Source organism: Paraburkholderia sp. JPY419 (genome assembly GCF_050435705.1).
GTDB lineage: Bacteria > Pseudomonadota > Gammaproteobacteria > Burkholderiales > Burkholderiaceae > Paraburkholderia > Paraburkholderia youngii.
In genome coordinates, this window is record NZ_JBNDKV010000002.1 from 1873897 (window position 1) to 1890774 (window position 16878).

At 58.4% G+C, this 16878-nt stretch carries 11 protein-coding genes; 2 read left to right on the forward strand and 9 right to left on the reverse strand.

Annotated features, from left to right (window positions below; genetic code table 11):
* Positions 1-668 precede the first annotated feature (668 nt).
* Positions 669-1754 (forward strand): plasmid replication initiator TrfA, encoded by a 1086-nt coding sequence (locus QFZ91_RS14705; protein ID WP_429567643.1) that lies wholly within the window; start codon positions 669-671, stop codon positions 1752-1754.
* A gap of 9 nt (positions 1755-1763) precedes the next feature.
* Here the strand turns inward: QFZ91_RS14705 and QFZ91_RS14710 are convergent, their stop codons facing one another.
* On the reverse strand, positions 1764-1979 hold the full coding sequence (locus QFZ91_RS14710) for an AbrB/MazE/SpoVT family DNA-binding domain-containing protein (RefSeq protein ID WP_084168122.1): 216 nt from the start codon (positions 1977-1979) through the stop codon (positions 1764-1766).
* A gap of 464 nt (positions 1980-2443) precedes the next feature.
* Here QFZ91_RS14710 and QFZ91_RS14715 point away from each other — a divergent pair, with 464 nt between their 5' ends.
* The gene (locus QFZ91_RS14715) at positions 2444-3040 is read left to right on the forward strand and encodes a hypothetical protein (RefSeq protein WP_429567644.1); all 597 of its coding nucleotides are present in this window, start codon (positions 2444-2446) and stop codon (positions 3038-3040) included.
* A 439-nt stretch (positions 3041-3479) separates the two neighbouring features.
* Here the strand turns inward: QFZ91_RS14715 and QFZ91_RS14720 are convergent, their stop codons facing one another.
* From QFZ91_RS14720 to QFZ91_RS14755, 8 genes are all read right to left on the reverse strand, one after another.
* Entirely contained in the window at positions 3480-6938 is a 3459-nt protein-coding gene (locus QFZ91_RS14720; RefSeq protein WP_429567645.1) for an AAA family ATPase, read from the reverse strand.
* A gap of 5 nt (positions 6939-6943) precedes the next feature.
* A complete protein-coding gene (locus tag QFZ91_RS14725) occupies positions 6944-8200 on the reverse strand; it encodes a metallophosphoesterase family protein (RefSeq protein ID WP_429567646.1) in 1257 nt (418 codons plus the stop codon).
* 129 nt (positions 8201-8329) lie between these two features.
* Positions 8330-9529: an HNH endonuclease gene (locus tag QFZ91_RS14730; protein WP_429567647.1), complete on the reverse strand. Its 1200-nt coding sequence runs from the start codon at positions 9527-9529 to the stop codon at positions 8330-8332.
* A gap of 47 nt (positions 9530-9576) precedes the next feature.
* Positions 9577-9852: a hypothetical protein gene (locus QFZ91_RS14735; protein ID WP_429567648.1), complete on the reverse strand. Its 276-nt coding sequence runs from the start codon at positions 9850-9852 to the stop codon at positions 9577-9579.
* Between the two features lie 822 nt (positions 9853-10674).
* Positions 10675-12513 (reverse strand): TniQ family protein, encoded by a 1839-nt coding sequence (locus tag QFZ91_RS14740; RefSeq protein ID WP_429567649.1) that lies wholly within the window; start codon positions 12511-12513, stop codon positions 10675-10677.
* Positions 12510-13505, reverse strand: coding sequence for an ATP-binding protein (locus QFZ91_RS14745; protein WP_429567650.1), 996 nt, complete (start codon positions 13503-13505; stop codon positions 12510-12512). The genes QFZ91_RS14740 and QFZ91_RS14745 overlap by 4 nt, the downstream gene beginning before the upstream one ends.
* Positions 13502-15514 carry a Mu transposase C-terminal domain-containing protein gene (locus tag QFZ91_RS14750; protein ID WP_429567651.1) on the reverse strand — a complete coding sequence of 671 codons (2013 nt, stop codon included), beginning with the start codon at positions 15512-15514 and terminating at the stop codon, positions 13502-13504. The genes QFZ91_RS14745 and QFZ91_RS14750 overlap by 4 nt, the downstream gene beginning before the upstream one ends.
* Positions 15511-16302 (reverse strand): hypothetical protein, encoded by a 792-nt coding sequence (locus QFZ91_RS14755; RefSeq protein WP_429567652.1) that lies wholly within the window; start codon positions 16300-16302, stop codon positions 15511-15513. Before QFZ91_RS14755 ends, QFZ91_RS14750 begins: the two co-directional genes overlap by 4 nt.
* Positions 16303-16878: the final 576 nt, after the last annotated feature.

The following is a 16878-nucleotide window of genomic DNA, read 5'->3' on the forward strand; positions in this document are numbered from 1 at the left end:
CAACATCTCCACGGCAATGAGCCACGCAACGCTCTTCGATGGTCGTCTGTCCGTCTCACGACCAAATGCAAAGGAGCCCGGTGGCCGGTTATCGGCGAACTCGCCGGGACCCAAAGCTCACACTACGGAGCGGTTCGCCAGCTCTGGGTCATGCTGGCTCGCCTATCCCGATTACAGAGTCTACAAATACTATGGAACGCATCGACCAGCAATAAATCCGCGCGCCGCAGGTCATTATTCGCCGCGTCACTGGGAGGAGCGATGCAGAGTACAAGCTAAAGCGATGCAGCGTACAAGTCAAGGCGATGCGGAGTACAAGCGGGAGCGATGCAGAGTACAAGTGGAACAGTCATTTGCCAAGCTAAATATCTGTTGCGTTTGCTACGACTTTTCAGATAGGCAATATTTTTTATTTCATGCCCGTCTTGCTCACGTATACAGATACATCTCCACCTGCATGTGTTTGCAATGACCAGACCGCCAATGTCGACTCGCCGCGCTGCCGGCATCGCACAGCTTTCCGCGCGAGCCATCAGAGCGCTTCATGGCGCCGGCTTTCGAGATTCACTTCAGCAGGCTTCGGTCACCCTGCGATGCCATCGCGATGAATCGCGCCGTCCTGCGCACGGGGCATCAGCATGATGAGCTCGCAGACGTCAACGAATGCCGTGAACAAGGTCGCTGAGCTTCGCGCGCTCGCAAATCTCACTGCGGAGGCCGCCCTTTCCGCCGCTCCGGGTCAGCAAGTGACGGTGCTGGAAGCGGCGGAGCAACTTGGTCGCTTCGCCGACGGCCTCGAACGTCGCGCAAATAATGAGCTGACTGGACCAGCGGTTCTTGAACTGCCGTCAAATGCGACGGTGGAAGAGGTTCAGCAAGCGCGGCGCCGGCAGGCGGCACGTCGGGGTACGGAAGTATACCTCCCGAGTTGGTCCACGATGGCCAGGGCGCTGCCGAATGCGTTTCTTCGCTCAGCCTTGTTCTCTGCCGGTCGCACTGTGCAGGCCGACAACGCAGGGGTGCTGTCAGGCGACCCGACTCTCCTGGTGGCCGGAAAGGAAATTGCCTCGTTCAAGAACATGACCTTGGTTTTTTCCGGGTACGAACTCTGTCAGTTCGACCGCATCGTCTACGCAACGTGTCTGGACTATTTCCGAGAGGTGCCGCTGTGTCCCGAAGAGAGCACACGCCACGTGCGGACGACCTTTTATGAGTTCGTGCGTCGCATCGGCAATGAATATAGCGTCAAGGCACATCGAGCCATCCGCGCCAGCCTGCTTCGTCTGAGTCTTGCGCAGATGCGAATGCGCTACAACCGGCTGAATATCGAAGTACCAAAGCTTTTGTCCGTGACATTTGAGGACGGCGGGCTTTCTGAGGATTTCAAGGGAAGTGATGTGCTTCTGCTGCGCGTGACGACATCCATCGCGGAACTATTCGGGCCGGGAAGCTGGACCGCTGTTGATAACGAGGTAGCGGGGTATGACGGGTTGAAGGGCTGGCTGGCAAACTTCTACGCGGGACACGCCGGTCCGCTGTGGTTGCCTATTTTGACGCTGTACCGCCTTTCTGGCTACGAGTCTCACATGCGCAATTTCCGGACAAGCCTCATTCGTGCGCTTGAAAAGCTCAAGGACCCTAGGACGCCAACGTGCTGTCACGTAGCGAAGTACTTTTTTTCGAAAGACGGCGAGAGGATTTACGTTGTTCGCTCCGAATGGGCTGCCACTGCCAACGATGCACCCGACGCGTAGATACGGTCATCAGTCCTCCCACGGATTCATGTCTCCGATGCTGACATGCCGGTCGGCCTCTAGCACGCCAGCGAACTCACGGATGGACCTCGATTTCGCGCGCACGAAGACATCTCCGTCGGGCGTGAGCACCCATGTCAATCGTGCGCCTGGTCCGACGCCGAAAGCCTTACGAACTTGGGCGGGGACAGTAGTCTGACCTCTTGCGTTAATTCTTGATTCCATGACTGCAGTGCTCCCAGATGTGTGGCTCTATGTTGGCGCCAGGCGCACGTGACTGCGCATCAGTTGCCGGTGCATGGGCACTGGTAGTCGCGTAGCCTGCGGCGTGTGCGGACCGGTAGCGAACGACTCATTCCTGTTTGCAGCGTAGCCCTGCAAGAAGTATCAAAACCGATGATACTTCGTGATACCTGCTGTTCCGAACACCGGTCGCGAATGTCGCGAGGCGTCGACCTCTACGATTTTCGCACTTGTCGTTCGCAAGCTGGAGGCTATGGGGCACGAGCTTTAACGGTGAGAGACCAACATGCTCGATAATCGCCCCTCGTTTGAGGTCGCCCGTCGCTCGCTAACGGCTGCCTGAGGCGCGGGAGCGCGGGATTCGACCCCTTACCAATTGCGGTTGACTCGGTTGACCTGCGCCAGCTTTGAGCTAGACTGGTATGGCACCACAATTGGAGTCACTCATGACTGGCGCCAAACCGAAATTCGCCGACCCTGTACCCACTGTTGTCACTGCGCGCGAAGCGGCGCTCAGCCGTCTCGCCGTGCTCGTCCACAGGCTGGATGAGGACGAAGCCAATGCATTGAGCATGTTGTCCGATGATGAACTCGAGCATCACTTCAAGTCTTGTCTGATGCAGGCTGCCTCGCACAAGGACAACCAGGGCCGACCGGGCTTCGAAGCAATCGTCGACTCGGACGAAGTCCTCCGGAGACGAGAGGCGTTAGTGCGTGAGGGACGTCTGATGAAGCCGGCCACTTTCCTCCGGGGCCTAGGTGTTACCAAGCAGGCGCTGAGCAAAGCGGTCAAGTCTGGGCGGATGTTCAGTCTGGATGTCGGGCCTGCGACGTACTACCCGGCGTTCTATCTCGACCTGGAAGTCGACCGGAAGGAGCTTCAGAAGGTGACGCAGGCACTTGGGACTCTGCCGGGCTGGAGCAAGTGGCAATTCTTCACTCAGCCCAAGGGGTCGCTCGGGCCGCGCACGCCGCTCGAAGCGCTCGCCGAAGGGATGGTGGACGATGTCAAAAAGGCCGCGAAGGCCTTTGTTGAGCGCTAGCCTGAGCTTCGCCGCTCCTTCTTGAATCGATTGTGTTAGCACGGTTTCGTATGTGCATCGCAGGTTTGCGGGCACCATTTTTTACGTCATGACATGCGCGTGTCTGGCCGGAACATTGGGCCGCCCCATCAATTGTTGAGCTTCGGCGGTGGCATTGTTGCGACAGGCGTTGACGAGGTGCCGACCGTCACCACACTGGGAAATCGAGGGGATGTCTTGAATACAGGGCGGTCGGCTTACTGTGCGCCAGCAATTTCACGAACGACTGGAAATCCAAGCTTACGGTATATGCCGTCACTGCGGGAATTTAACCATAGTTTGCATAACTAACGTGTTGCCACTTTTCTGCAGCAGCGATGATTTGCGAACGCTGTTCATCCAATGTGATTTTCGACATTGCAAGGTCCGCTGGTTCCGTTGGCCGATGATAGTTCGTTGATTACAGGTGTACGACATTGATGGCATCGCCCAATGTGTCTCGAGCGAGCGCTTCCATGTGATGGTGGTGGGTCAAAAAAATCACCTGGGTCTGTTTGGCAAGGGACGCCAATGACCGTAGGCCCGCAGCCGACCGCGCATCGTCATAGTTGATGAACAGGTCGTCTGCTATGAAGGGCAGCTTGGACGCCTGTTCCAGGCGAATTTCTAAAGCGGCCAAGCGTAGTGCCAGGAATAGCTGGTCTCGGGTGCCGTCGCTCATGCCCGAGATACCGACATGCTTGCCGTCGGGACGGCGCCCCTCCAGCACCATGGGTTGCTTGTCGAAGTCCACGACCAAGCGCTCAAAGGAACCCTGGGTCAGTTCTGCAAATATTGTGCTGGCCTTGGCCAGCATCGGGCCTTGCTTATCCTGACGATAGCGGTCAATGGACCAGCGCAACAACCGGGCAGCAGTGAACACCTTCACGTAGCGCTCGGCCGCATCGGCCATCTTCGACAAGGCTTCTTGCCGCTGACCCTCTGCCTCCGCCGCCGCGTCCGAGCCGCCAATCGCCGTCAATGTGGACTCTGCGGTCGCCAGTTCTGCCGATAGCACTCCCTGGCGCTCGACGATAGTCTTGAGGTCGCCGGACAGCGCGGCAATCTCCGTGGCAATCTCCGGCAAGTTGGCCGCTGCAATCTCAGCCTCAACGTCTTGTCTCGATTGGCCATCTCCGCCCGCCATCAGGTCGCGCCTTAGTCGGGAAGCTTCCTCCAGCAATCGACGCTTTTCATCGGATTGAGCGATGCATTCAGCCAACGCCTCGCGCGTAGATACGCCGGCCCGCGCCTTCAAAGGCTCAATAACGGCCTCTGCCTCTTGCTTGGCGGTTTCCAACTCGGCGACGTGCTGCTCCGCCGCTCTCAGCGCAGCGGTTAGCCGCTCTCGTTCACCTCGCACTTCATTGGCCTGCCGCACCTTGATGACAAGTTGTTGCACCGCCTCCGCAGGCTCCTGGCCGTCCAGGGGCACGGCAATAGCGCCGCACAACGCTTCAACATCCTCGGCAAACAACGCGAGGTCGGCCTTCATCGTATCGATGCGCTCTGCCTGAATCTGGCAAACCTTGCGTGCCTTTTCCTCGATTTCGCCAATCAGTTCCAGAGCGCCTTCGACAGTCCCGGTATCGTAGGCAGCGTCCAGTCCAGCATTCGACAGCGTGGACGCCCAATCGTCAGCCCACGAGGCCGCCTCCTTTCTGGCCGCGACCAAGTCATCTTGGAGCGCCAGGTAGATTTGGCGGGCCGTGGCCAATTGACCATTCAACGCGTCCCGACGCCCTTTGACGCCATCCGCTTCGGAAATAAGATGCTCGGCTTGGATGCACAGCGCGTTCAAGTTCTCCGCGCTCACCGGAGCAACCCCGTTCTCCTCAAGGACCGTGAGCAGCTCCTGAGTCGCGTCCGCCAGGGCATTCAACGTGGACTGAGACTCCTTCTGGGCTTCGAGAAGCGCTTGGCCGCGCTCGAGCGCGACGTCCTTCTTGCGAATCCAGTCTAAAGCATCATCGAGCGCCAGACCGCCGAGGCCCGCTGCCGCAGTTAGCGCACCCCATTCGGAAGAGAAAGTGTCCAGCTGTCCTCTGGCTGCTTCTAACTGGTGCTCAAGGCGGGTTTGGGCGTGTTGCTGTCTTTCGAGCTCATCTTTATGCGATTGAAGCTCCGTTACATCTTCGACATTACTCAAATGCGTGTCCGCCAGCGCATCTGCATCATGCATCGCCGATTCGAACTGTTCGACATCAATCTCAAAATTGTCTGTCCGTTGTTTGACGGTCCCCCATTTCTCATCGCGCTCAGCGCGCGCTTGTTCCACCATCGCATAGGTGGTCGGATGTCTCAGTTCCGTGAATTGACTGACCCGAAGCTCTGCTTCTCCGACAGCAGAAATTTGTGCGGACAGGTCCTCGGAAAGCGACTTGACCTGAACGTCGAGATTCTGCCGTTCACGTAGTCGGTGTGCGATAGCCTCTCCGGATGGGAACTGAAGCTTTGACAGGCCCTCGATGTCCATGCGCCAAACGCCCAGCGCTCGCAAGGCCGTCTCAAGCCCGGTCTCAGCTTTTTCGACTTGGACACGTTGCTTTTCCCGAACCTGCGCGGGGTCGCCCAAGGATTGCGCCCTGCGCAAAGCCGCCCGTAGGCCAGCTGTTACCTTGACCTCGGCCAAACCGTCCAACTGGGCTTCAAGCGACTCAATATCGGCCTTCTTTGTACGCTCAGAAGAGTCTGCCGCCTTGAGGGATTGTTCAATCCCGCTAGCTTTCCTCGCAAGGTCTCCTAGCTTGCGACGAATCAACAACGACGGCAGCTTGAGCAGCAAGGCTTCTTCGGATTCGTAGGCCCATTTCAATTGGAGACAGGCACGGCGGAGCTGCCCCTGAAGCGCCTGAATTTCGCTTTTTCGTCGCTCGATGTCCCTTGCGTATGGCTCGTACCGGACACGTCGCGCCTCCAGTGCGGCAATGCGCTGCTCGGCGCTCAGCAGGAATTCATCCACGGAAATCGCCGACAGCGATTCCCTGGCGGCGGTCACCTCGCCCTTGCGGATTTTCAGCACGGCTTCCGCGCGAGCGATGTCGCGTTCTGCCTGGCTCAGCGCTCGAGCCGCATCTTCCGGCAGGTCGGTCGCTTCTTTAAGGAGTTCCAGGGCAGAATCGTTTTGACCAAGCGCCTCAATAAGTGGTGCCAGTCGACGCACTCGTTCGAGCCGCGCGCGACGCATATCGAGTTCGCGCCAACGAGTCCGTGCTGCCTCCAGAGATTCTCGTAACGTCTCGACGGCGCTGTTTGCTTCGGCCCACACCTTCGTGCGAACCGAGGCTTTCTTGAGAGCGCTGTTCGCCTGCTCAAGTTGGTCAGCCGCCGCATAGTAAGTGCGCTCGGCCGATTTTCGGGGCGCCCAAAGCTTGTCGGCTTCTGCGGCCAGTTGGTCTCGCACTGTTCCCAGGCTCGCCACCCCCGCAGCAGACTGGAACAGGATTCGGCCGATGTCACTCTCAGCATTCAGGATGTCATTGCCGCCCTGAACCAGTCTGAAGTGGTCCAGACCGAACATGCGGTCAAAGAAGTCTCTGTCGATACCGCCCAAAAACGGCTCGAGTGCCAAATCAGGCAGCACACCGTCCGCTGGGGTTCTGAGCGTCTGCCGTTGGGCCTTGATTCGGACGAAGTCCAGTGACGTTTTGCCATTGCTAACAGAAGCGCCCAACTTGAGTTCGTTCAACGGATGTAAGAACCCGTGCGGTGAGCGCACTGGAATGCCAAAGAGTAGGTCGAGAATCGCTGCTCTCAGCGTCGATTTGCCGGCCTCGTTCGGACCGACGATAAGATGAAAGTCAGTCGCCGAGCCGCGGAACTCAAGAGACCGTTCAGAGAACTTGCCGAACTTGAGCAGGTCGAGTCGTTGGAAGCGCATAGCCGTTACTCCGTCTTCTCAAGATGGGCCAGCAGACCAGCACGCGCCTCATTCACCAGTGCGCTCAGATTCCCTGATTTGATTTCGGGAAAGTAAGCAATCGTCTGTTGCAGCTCAGACGGTGCCTTGGCCACGAGGCCGAGCAGGTCCGCCTGAAGCGCTTTCAAGAAATCTTCGTCGCCCTCGGCTGTCGCCAGCAATTCACTGAGGTCGGACAATGCGTCGTGTCGCGCCTTAATGGTCTCCCCGTCATCTTTCATGGCGGTCCGAACCCGCACCTTTTCAATCCACAACCGTTCGGGTGCCAGCGATGCAGCGACTGCCAGCACTTCCTGGCGTAGTTGAGCCTCCTCCCCGAACAGGTCTCCGTGCGCCGCCGATTTTCCAACCAACGTCACCCTCATGGCATAGGTTAGGCTGCCGCTGGCGCTATCCAGAAATTGGGCCAGCTCGCGTTCGACAGTTCGGATGGCCGCGACCAGCGATTCGCATGCGGAGACTTCCACGACCAGGTCGTGCCACCGTAAAACGTCAACATACAGGCGTTCAAGCGTTCGCTGGCCCGTGCTATCCACGCTCACCAGAACAGCGCCCTTGGCTCCTGTTTCCCGAATGTGCCGCCCCTGGAGATTGCCTGGAAACACGATAGTCGAAGGTCCCTCCCAGACCCGATGCTCGTGCACGTGACCTAGGGCCCAGTAGTCGTAGCCCGTTGCATGCAACTCGTCCAAACTGCACGGAGCATAGGGGGCGTGCGCTGCATTGCCTTCAAGTGCCGTATGCAGCACCCCAATGTTAAACATGCCGCGTTCGGGCGCCGGATAGGTTGTGACCAGGTTTTCATACGTCGCCGCGTCTTTGAAGCTTCGACCGTGCAACGCCACCTTAAGATGCTCGATGTGGAATGTCGAACACTTCCTGGTCCCGAATCCGTAGACGTTGTCCGGTAGCTGCAGTTGCTTGGTCATCTCGCTTTCGGCGTCGTGATTGCCGAAGAGGAGATACACCGGAATGTTCGCTTTTTTCAGGCGTCCCATTTCCTTGGAAAAGTAAATGCCTGTGTTGTGGTCTTTCCACGGGCCATCGTATAAGTCGCCTGCAATAATCATGAAGTCGACTTGTAGCTCAATGGCCTCACTGACCAGATTGGTAAACGCGGCGCGCGTTGCGCCTCGCAGCAGGGCTGCTGGGGCGTCCCGATAGGAGCTGAGGCCGACGAGCGGACTGTCGAGGTGTATGTCTGCCGCATGGATGAATCTCAAAATTTTCTCCGTTTAGGCTTTTTCGATAATCGGATTCAATTTATTTGGTGCGGGAGGCCCCGACAATTGAAGGCGAATTGCAGTGCCCATGCGCTCGCGGTTCAGATGCCCCGGACAGACGGCCAACGTTCACTCATATCCGTGTTGCCGCCGGTGCGCCGACAGGTAAGCTTTATGCGGCTCGTGTATAAACCTCAATCTCGAATCGTCTCCGAGGCCAACCGCCCGCAGTTCCGGGCAAGGGAGAGCCTTGTGAAGTAGCTGGCCATCGTCGCCAAAAGCAATCAGGCCAGCATCGAAAAGCCGGTCAATCGACGCCGCAAGTACAAGTCCGTTGTAGACGTCGAGGCGCTCGGCGTTTGACGACGATGCCCAAGATTTGGCGTGCGAGGCGACCAGTACCGACGGGATGGAGCAGGCGGAGACCGCGCATTGACCGCCCCATAGCCGAAGGAGCCGCTTGCGGTATCCGCCTTGGCCAATACGGGCATTGACCAACGCCGTGCGGGTCGTTTCGGAAATACCCTGCGACTGCGGGTCGGCAGCCACTTCCGCCATCGCTTCGGCTAAGCCGGGTCCGGTGCATGGACTGTCGACATGACCCAATTCATGGAGTGCAGCCACCAGCGCAGGTCTGAGCTTCCACTGCCAGTGTCCATTTGCATCCGGGTTGCCGGGTTCGGCGAGAACCTCAGTGAAATTGTCCAGGTCGCCGATGTGCAAGTGGTCGGCAAAGAGCCGGCCCAACTTGCCGTACTGAATGTTCGCCGCCGAATAGTCGTCGTATTCGCCTAGCGTCGCGATGCCTAGCATTGACAGCATTGCGTCTTTCGCAGCTGCATGCCCGAAAAGCATCATCAACTGACGGTCCGTCGCACGCGGCGACACCGCTTCGAAGGCCGCGACAAAGTCCTCAGCCGTGAGAGCGCTGGCCCGTCTGGACGCCTTTTCCTGCGCGCGGCCGCCAGATGGCGCATTGATTTCCGTTAGTGTCGCTCGCGGTTGGAGTGCCGCACCGACAGCAAGGTGACGGAATTCCGGAGCAATCCAATACCCCGGCACAGCCCGCTCGCCCAGCTTGAATGTTCCATCACGAGCCCGAGACCCAGCAGCCTCGGACTTGGCGCGAATGCCCCATCCTTGGAAGAGGACTCCCCGAATCACTTCGCGAATATCGGTCGTGTAATGCCCGCCGGAGTGCCGGTCGTGCCCGTGCTCAGGCGTCGTCGCAGCAAAGCCATATCGGCCCGTCGACTGTTGCCGTTTCTGATACGGATACAGGACATCGCCATTGTCAGCCAGAAGTGCGAATCGTTTGTCGATTGCCATTATTGTCGCCAATTTAAGTTCAGCCGCCCAGCCAGATGACACGAAATTCACGCACGGGTTGAATCTTGCAACCACGGCAGCGCCTGTAAGACGTCCAGAATGCGTTCGGCGACCTGGTTTCTCACGAAGCGCGAGTCCTGCGCTTCGTCGCCGGCGTAGAGCGATAGATAGGTCCAAACAAAATCGGCAGCATCGAATGCAATGGCATGCGCTTCGTCGGACTGACTGAATTCTCCCGAGCCGCTGTCGAGTTCTTGTCGCAAACGTTGCGCGGCGGCGCCATGCCGGGCAATCTTTTCAAGCAGATAGGTCGGAGCTGCCATCGTTATCTCGGGTTCAAGTTGAAGACGGTCGCGTTCGGTCGCGGTGCAAAGCAGAGACTCGTGCGAGAAGTACAGTACTAAAACCTGCTCACTTCGTGCAAGCTGCCACCGGAGGTGCCCGGTCTGTCATGGCTGAATCCTCGTTCGGCACCACATGCTTGATTTCGCTCATTTGCCTGGATTTCCTTCGCCAAAGAGGATGGTATGAAGGTCGGGAAGACCCAGTCCTCGTAGTTATCTGTGAGTTCACCCGACTCGGGATGGTATAGACCGCCTTCATTTGAGCGGCGCTGAGGTCCTGCATACCGAAGTTAAACGTTTCATCGTTCCGTCAGCGAACTCGAACTCCGTGCCAGCAGGCGACCTTGCCACGAAACTACTGGTTATCCGGTTCAGTCTCGCTCGGCGACTGGCCGGCCGGCAAATTGTCCTGCCAAGCCCGCATAGGTAATCGGCGGGAATTTCATGGTCCTTTGTCATCGTCAGCTTCCCCGAACAAACCGTTCAGTGACGTCTGTATACGATGTCACATCGTATAGGTCGCACCACCTTTTCCAGACGTACTCCGCTTGAATCGACCAGCCTTGTTGGCCGACCAGCTCATAGATACGCCCCGTATGAGTCGTCCCCTGCATCGTCGCCGCGTCGAACGCAACTATCGGCGAACTGACGCGGCCCGAGCGGTCAAACATATCCACGCCGACAAAGTGTCGGCTTCCGTCTGGCAGCTCGAAAATGTGCCACTGCGATAGCGGGATTCTCGGCAACTCCGACGTGGGGCGTGGACTCCAGATGGACATCATGGCCTCCGATGCAAAGAAGTTACGCGGCAGGCACGAACAGGTCCCGACCCGCCCTCGCGCCAAGCACGGCGAGTCGGCCGAGGTCAGCAATACGAACCAGCCCGCCTCGAGCGGCGCCGTCAGGTAGGCGCTGCGCTCCGACCAATTCAATGCCAGGCAGCAGCCGCGACAACGCGGATGACTTCGTGCCCATCGCGCGAGCGAGGTCAGCCAGTGGCACGTAGGTTTGCCGAAACGCGAGTAGTTGATTCGGCAATACGACACGGCACGGCTGCCCGCGAAGCAGAATCGACTCGGACTCGAGCAGGCCTTCGCCAATCCAGTGCGCGATGCTTTCCCATTTCCAACCCGTGGCTTTGGTCAGCTGCTGGATGGACATCCCGGATTCGAGCAGCGGCGTGCCAAAGTATTCGGCAACATCGGAACGCCGGAATGCCATGTCGCCCAATGCTCGGCCACGCGCGACAGCTTTCACGTGACCCGCTGCGATGGCCTGCATCAGAGACTGAATGGCCTGCTTGTCGCCCATCCTCCGACTCGTCAGCTCTGACCACGAAAGTTTCGCGTCCTCCGCGATAGCTGCCGGTTCCGCTGCCTGGCTCACGCACGCACACAAATCCAGTACGGACTGTCGCTCGACCTGGCCAGCCTTGAACAGGTCTTCTCGCCAGCGCACATCCGACAGGATGACCTTCGCTGCCATCATGTGGGCAAGTACCGACTGAGGTACGGCCGCCAGTTCGCATGCGTGCTCATTCGAAATCCACTGCGCGCGTCGCTGCTGAATACGAGCAACTTCCACACGAGGGATTTCGTAAATCTGCCCTCGGGTTCCGAGTCGGCGAGTGCGGAAACTACACTCCCCGATTTCCATCGACTTGCGCAGACGAGATGCGCTGACGCCGATAGCCCTGGCTGCATCCGGCAATCGGACATAGTCCGTCGCATCTTCGGCAATTGACCTCGTCGCATCCATCCCAAGCACACCGTCGAACTTCTCCGCAGCGACTTCAACGACCACCTGAATAAACGGCTCGAGTGCAGTGTCTACACAAAGCAGGCGCAGGCTGGCGTACCAGGGGCCGAGTAGCGAGTTAAGTGTGCGGGCATCCTGCTTTCCAGCAGCGATGCGTTGCTCCGCGTGTTTCTGGAATCCGTCCGGCCAGTCGTGCAAAAGCGTTTCCAACGGCGCGAGGAAATCAATTGCTTCGGTGACGGATTTCGGAAGCGCCGCACCGAGATGCGCCGCAGGAGCCGTGGGGTCTGCATACAGGCACAGTGTTCGAACCAGCTTGGCCAGACTGGCGATGTCCACGTGATGCACCCCAGGCGCAACACCGCCGGACTGTTCGCCGGAGCTACCAATCAGCGTCGAAAGCCAATGCTGGGCCGGCGTCGACGCAACTCGCGGAAGCCGGCACAAGTCTGCGCCGCAGTCGCACTGGTCGATGTGGTAACGATGCGGCGAAAGGTATTCCCCGCATTCGTGGCACTGGTCGACCAGTTGGATTCCGTGCCTTGGACAAGCTGTGACGTACGTGTGCTCCCAGTAGTGCCGCAGGTAGCGGCCTTCGGACAAGCAGACTGGGCAGACCGCATCAGCCTGGGCACGATGCAAGCGTCCCCAGCTGCGGCACGCGGCATCCTGATGGCTTGCGAAATGCGTCCACGTGCTTTCGAGGCCGAGCCGTGATGCAACGAAATCGGCATGCCCGAGCAGTGCACTGCGATTGCGTTGTACGCCAGCAAGCCCTGCAAGTTCGCGCCAGTTCGACAGGACATTGTCCGCGACGAGCCGGCGGTAGTAGCCGAGTCCGGATTCGTCGTCTTTCGGTGGGTAGGTGACCGCGAGGCTCATTGCACGGTTTCCGGTTGGTTGTTGATGATGGGCACAGCAAGGTCGTTGTCGCGCATCACATGCAAAAATGCCTGGTGCAGCGCCGCGGGAGCGACTGCGTTTTCAACTGTATCTGGACTTTCGAATGCCGGAAAATTTGGAGAACCGGTTGCGGTGACTCCCTTGAGGGCCTCGTGGCAATCAGCAAACGTCAGCGGGTGCGGGGCCTCGGCAGCCATCCTGTCTGCGAGTTCCTGCATGAATCGACTCACGATGCCTATCAGCCCGCCGCTCAGCAAATAGCACTGGTACGTGAGTGCGGCGGCTGATAACGCAATGGGAAATCCATGTTCAGCGAAGAGATTGGCGAAAGCGGCAACGCAAGAGTGAAATGCCCGCATGTCATCGGCAACACGGGAGTCGTAAGGCAGAAGAAGACGCGGGGCGGATGCGCGCAGACGCAACTGTTCGTTGTTATCGAACAGGATTTTTAGACGCGGCACACCAAACAGGAACAGAGTCGGATTCAGGTTAGGGGAATCGGCCAACGCCTTGAACCAGTCAGCGGCTGCTCGTACCGGAAAGCGCGAACCTTCTTCTACGAGGTGGCTGGCCTCTTCGAAGATAATCACCCGCGTACCGACCAGCTTCAACTGCTCGAGCATGCGGGTGCCCATGGCACCGGACGTGATATTGCGTTGAACAGGCAGGCCAAGTGCAGCCACCACGCTCTTCGGTAACTCCAGCGTTGTTGCGGGAGTGGGGACTGGAACGACGAGTACCGGGACTCGACGTCGCCCATCAATCTTCGTTTCGCCAAATTCGCGCACCAGCGCGTTGATGAGCATGCTCTTGCCCACTCGCGAAGGGCCCATGATTCGCTCGATGCGACTTGCACGGCCGGCCAGCGCATTTTCGATACGCTGCTTCAGCGGTTGAAAATGCTCCATGAAGTGCGGATGCGGAAGCTCGCACGTCTCGATGGCGACGAGCAGTTTTTGTGCGGGTGTCAAATCAACTCCTCCCCGCTGTTGCGGTTCAGCATGGCAAGTGGGGGTATGTCGGCAAACGACGCGGTAGCCGACGGTGCTGCAGATGGCGCGGTGTGCGATGCAGACGCTGACGGATGAGGCGGCGGCGTTGGCCGTCTGCTTGCGCGTTTGACAGCTTCGGCTTCCCTGGTGCGAGCCTTTGTTTCCAGATTTTGCTCACGCCGGCTCGGTCGCTTGCGCTTCGGTGCCAGTGCGTCCGACACAATCTCCTGGTGAAGGTCACGGTCGAACTTTTCAGCCTGGGGAGCTGGTTTAAAACCTGCCCTGTGCTTCTTGAGCTTGTCCCTGGCCTCTGCAAACGAGTACGCAGGCATCTCCGCTGTCGCGAGCTCGTTCTTGAGCTCGATGAGCGGAACGTCATCGCCTTCGTAGATGTAAACCTGGCGGAAATCGTCGCGGTTGTAGAGCACATGCAGGTGGCGCTGTTCACCATGCTTGTCAATCAGACCAGGCAGGTTCTCGCCCTTGAAATGGAACCCGTCAATCGTGATGCCGGTCTTGCGACTCAGTCTGCGTTCAGCGTGTGAATAAAGTGCGGCGAGCCATTCGGCACGCGACGGCGGTAACGAAATCGCGTAGCAGGAAGATTCAAAATGCTTCCAGCGCTCGTAAGGCGTATCGCCTTCGAGCGTTTCAGACAACACCACACCCCATTCCAGGCGTTCGAGCGGCTTGTGAATCCATTTCTCGTAGTACCAGCGGACAATCCAGCGTTCGAGCTCTTCCTTCGTCTTGAAGTGGTCCCCGAGCTTCACCGGGTCGCGCGTCCCGTCCTCATCGTCAAATCTCGTGCTGCCGATAAGCTTGCCGATGGCTTTCTTCAGCGAGAGATTCAGGCGTTCAATGAAAGGCTTTTCCTGCCCAGCCCGGCCGCGGCAATATCGAATCTCCGTTCCAAGTTTCTCGAGGCTATCGATACGCGCCGATTTGTTTTCTGGACCGTTGTCGAAAACCAGGAGACCGGGTGTCCCGCAGATGTTCATCTCATGGTCGACACCGAGCTCTTTGAGCTGCTTCAGCTTGAGCGGTGCCATGTACATTTCGATGCATGCGAGCGAATCGCGTTCGGTCGGCGACCCTACAACCAGGCGCCAGCCAAGTGGGTAGCTTGTCGCACAGTCAATGGCATGTATCAGCCAGAGGTCGCTGGTGACCCCATTTCCCGTCGCGACATGGAACGGTAGATGCACGGCATCCTGTTCTACGCGCTGGAACGGCAGGTCAGCGATGATACGCTTCGCTGCGATGGATTTGCCCGCAATCGCGTCCTCGGGAAGCATACGGTCGTGCTCAGGGTCGGCGGACAAATAGCGCTGAATGGTCTTCTGAACAAACTTGAGACTGACTGGGCGTGCGACTTTCGGGTGAAGCTCGCCATGCACCCGCATGTTCACTTCGTTCAGAACTTCCACCAGGGTCCACCGCGAGTGGGCGACCAGGTAGAACTGCTCGGCAACGGCGCAAATTGCGTTGACGACTTCGATGGGGTGCCGCAACGACCGGTTTCCCTGATTCGCCTTACCCCGCAGCATAGGTTCGCCGGCCAGGTCGCGTTCGCGATACCGGTACATCGTTGCCTGCCTGGGCAGCGGGCGTGAATCCTGTGAGGCGTTCTTCTGATACTCATCGGCCATCAACTGATAGGCATGCCGGAAGCTTACGCCGCGCTGTTTCTGAATCTCCTTGATTCTCCCCATGATTTTGCGGGCGAACTGATTGCTCTCGTGCAGCACGGCATCATCAGCTTGCGCAGCAAGGCTGTAACGCGGCTTGCCTGCGCGCAGCACAGTTATCTTCCCGCGATAAATTTCGTCATGAATTTCCGCGATTGGGATGTACCGGTCCTGTCTTTCTGTGGAATCGAATACTTTGATGCATCCGCCGTGGGGATGCGGGTCCAGGACCTCCAGGAAGGCATCGTGATTTCCCGATGGGGCGAGCCGGTCGCGCAGCTGTAACGTGGTAATCATCCGTTTATCCCCGGAGCGGTTTCCATTTCTTCGAGGAGATACAGGTGCGAGAGGTCGCCGTATGCCAGGCTGACTTCGAGCGTTGCGCAGATGAGGTGATGCGCGATGTCGGCCGAGATGACGCCGCCGACGAGCAGCACAGGAATCACACCCGGCAGAAGCTGGACCTCCGCGCACAATGCACCGACCGATACGGGGCCGCTTTCGCAGCGGCGCGTGACGCGCGCAACGAGTTCATCGGTCAGCCAGACATCGAGCCGATGCATGGCCTGCTTGAGTACGCCGGGATTCATTCGGAGCGGATGCCTGCCGTTTTTGGGCACGACAACACTGCGCAACGGATAGCCATTGGCCGCCAGAATGGGGCGCGCACGTGCGATTTTGTCCCAGTAGACGTCGTCACCCTCATTGCCTTCGCCTTTGACCTCAATGGCGTGATGCAAGCCATCCGTCCAGTCGACGCTGAAGTCCGGCGTGTAGAACTTCGGGCCAGGAATTTCACGATGCTTGTGCAAGGCTTCCTGAACCGCAGCCCGCGTGAAAAGCATGCGTTGCTCAATGAGGTCCACAGTGAACGGCTGTGGCTGAAACGCTTCGACACGTGGGTCGATGATGAGCAAATGCGCAATCAGTCGCTCGTTATTGAGCTCGACCTTGAAGTGCCCGCCAGCCTTCTCACTGAAGGAGCTGTTGCGCGACTTGCCGTACGTCGGTGCGGTTTCTCGAATGCCGCTGTTCGCGGAATTCAGACGTCCGCGGCGGCCGTAAGTGTAGGCGACGCGGCTCATCGCGCACCTCCTGCCGTCAGAAACAGCGTGGCCAAGGATGTGCGCGGGGCGGTGATGCGCGCAGCCATGCCGACCAGGCGGAGCCGGTCTGGGGATGTGAAGAGGTGATTTCGGTCGTACACGATGCAGTTCAACGAATGGGTAACTGCAGTGCTAACGACACGATTTTCGGGAAATTTATCGGCCAAACGGCCGGCGCGACAGACGTTACACGAGCAAAGTCTTGCCCCGCCGAGGAAGAGTCCCGCGAAATTTTTTTTCGCGTTACAGGCTTGTGCGACAGGCGTTATAGGCCCGTAACGCCGACGTGACAAGTCTGTAGTGGAAACGTTACAGACCCAATACTTATTTGAATTAAAACAATGAGTTGAGTAGTGTGATTTGGCGTGGCATAGGTACGCCAAGCATGCTTTTCGGCTCGCACGCAGCGGGAAAAACGCCTGGTGGTGCGAGGACACAGGGGCGGTGTCCCGACCTAGGATGGCAATCTCACGCACACCCAATATGGTGAAGAGCATGCAACCATTTTTCTTCACCATCCGCAGGACTAGGTCCCGCCGCACACCATCGAAAGTG

Bases quoted from the DNA above. Each gene is read 5' to 3' on its own strand.
- QFZ91_RS14730 (WP_429567647.1), bottom strand. From the start codon at position 9,529: ATGGCAATCGACAAACGATTCGCACTTCTGGCTGACAATGGCGATGTC.
- QFZ91_RS14750 (WP_429567651.1), bottom strand. From the start codon at position 15,514: ATGATTACCACGTTACAGCTGCGCGACCGGCTCGCCCCATCGGGAAAT.
- QFZ91_RS14715 (WP_429567644.1), top strand. From the start codon at position 2,444: ATGACTGGCGCCAAACCGAAATTCGCCGACCCTGTACCCACTGTTGTC.
- QFZ91_RS14740 (WP_429567649.1), bottom strand. From the start codon at position 12,513: ATGAGCCTCGCGGTCACCTACCCACCGAAAGACGACGAATCCGGACTC.
- QFZ91_RS14710 (WP_084168122.1), bottom strand. From the start codon at position 1,979: ATGGAATCAAGAATTAACGCAAGAGGTCAGACTACTGTCCCCGCCCAA.
- QFZ91_RS14755 (WP_429567652.1), bottom strand. From the start codon at position 16,302: ATGAGCCGCGTCGCCTACACTTACGGCCGCCGCGGACGTCTGAATTCC.
- QFZ91_RS14720 (WP_429567645.1), bottom strand. From the start codon at position 6,938: ATGCGCTTCCAACGACTCGACCTGCTCAAGTTCGGCAAGTTCTCTGAA.
- QFZ91_RS14735 (WP_429567648.1), bottom strand. From the start codon at position 9,852: ATGGCAGCTCCGACCTATCTGCTTGAAAAGATTGCCCGGCATGGCGCC.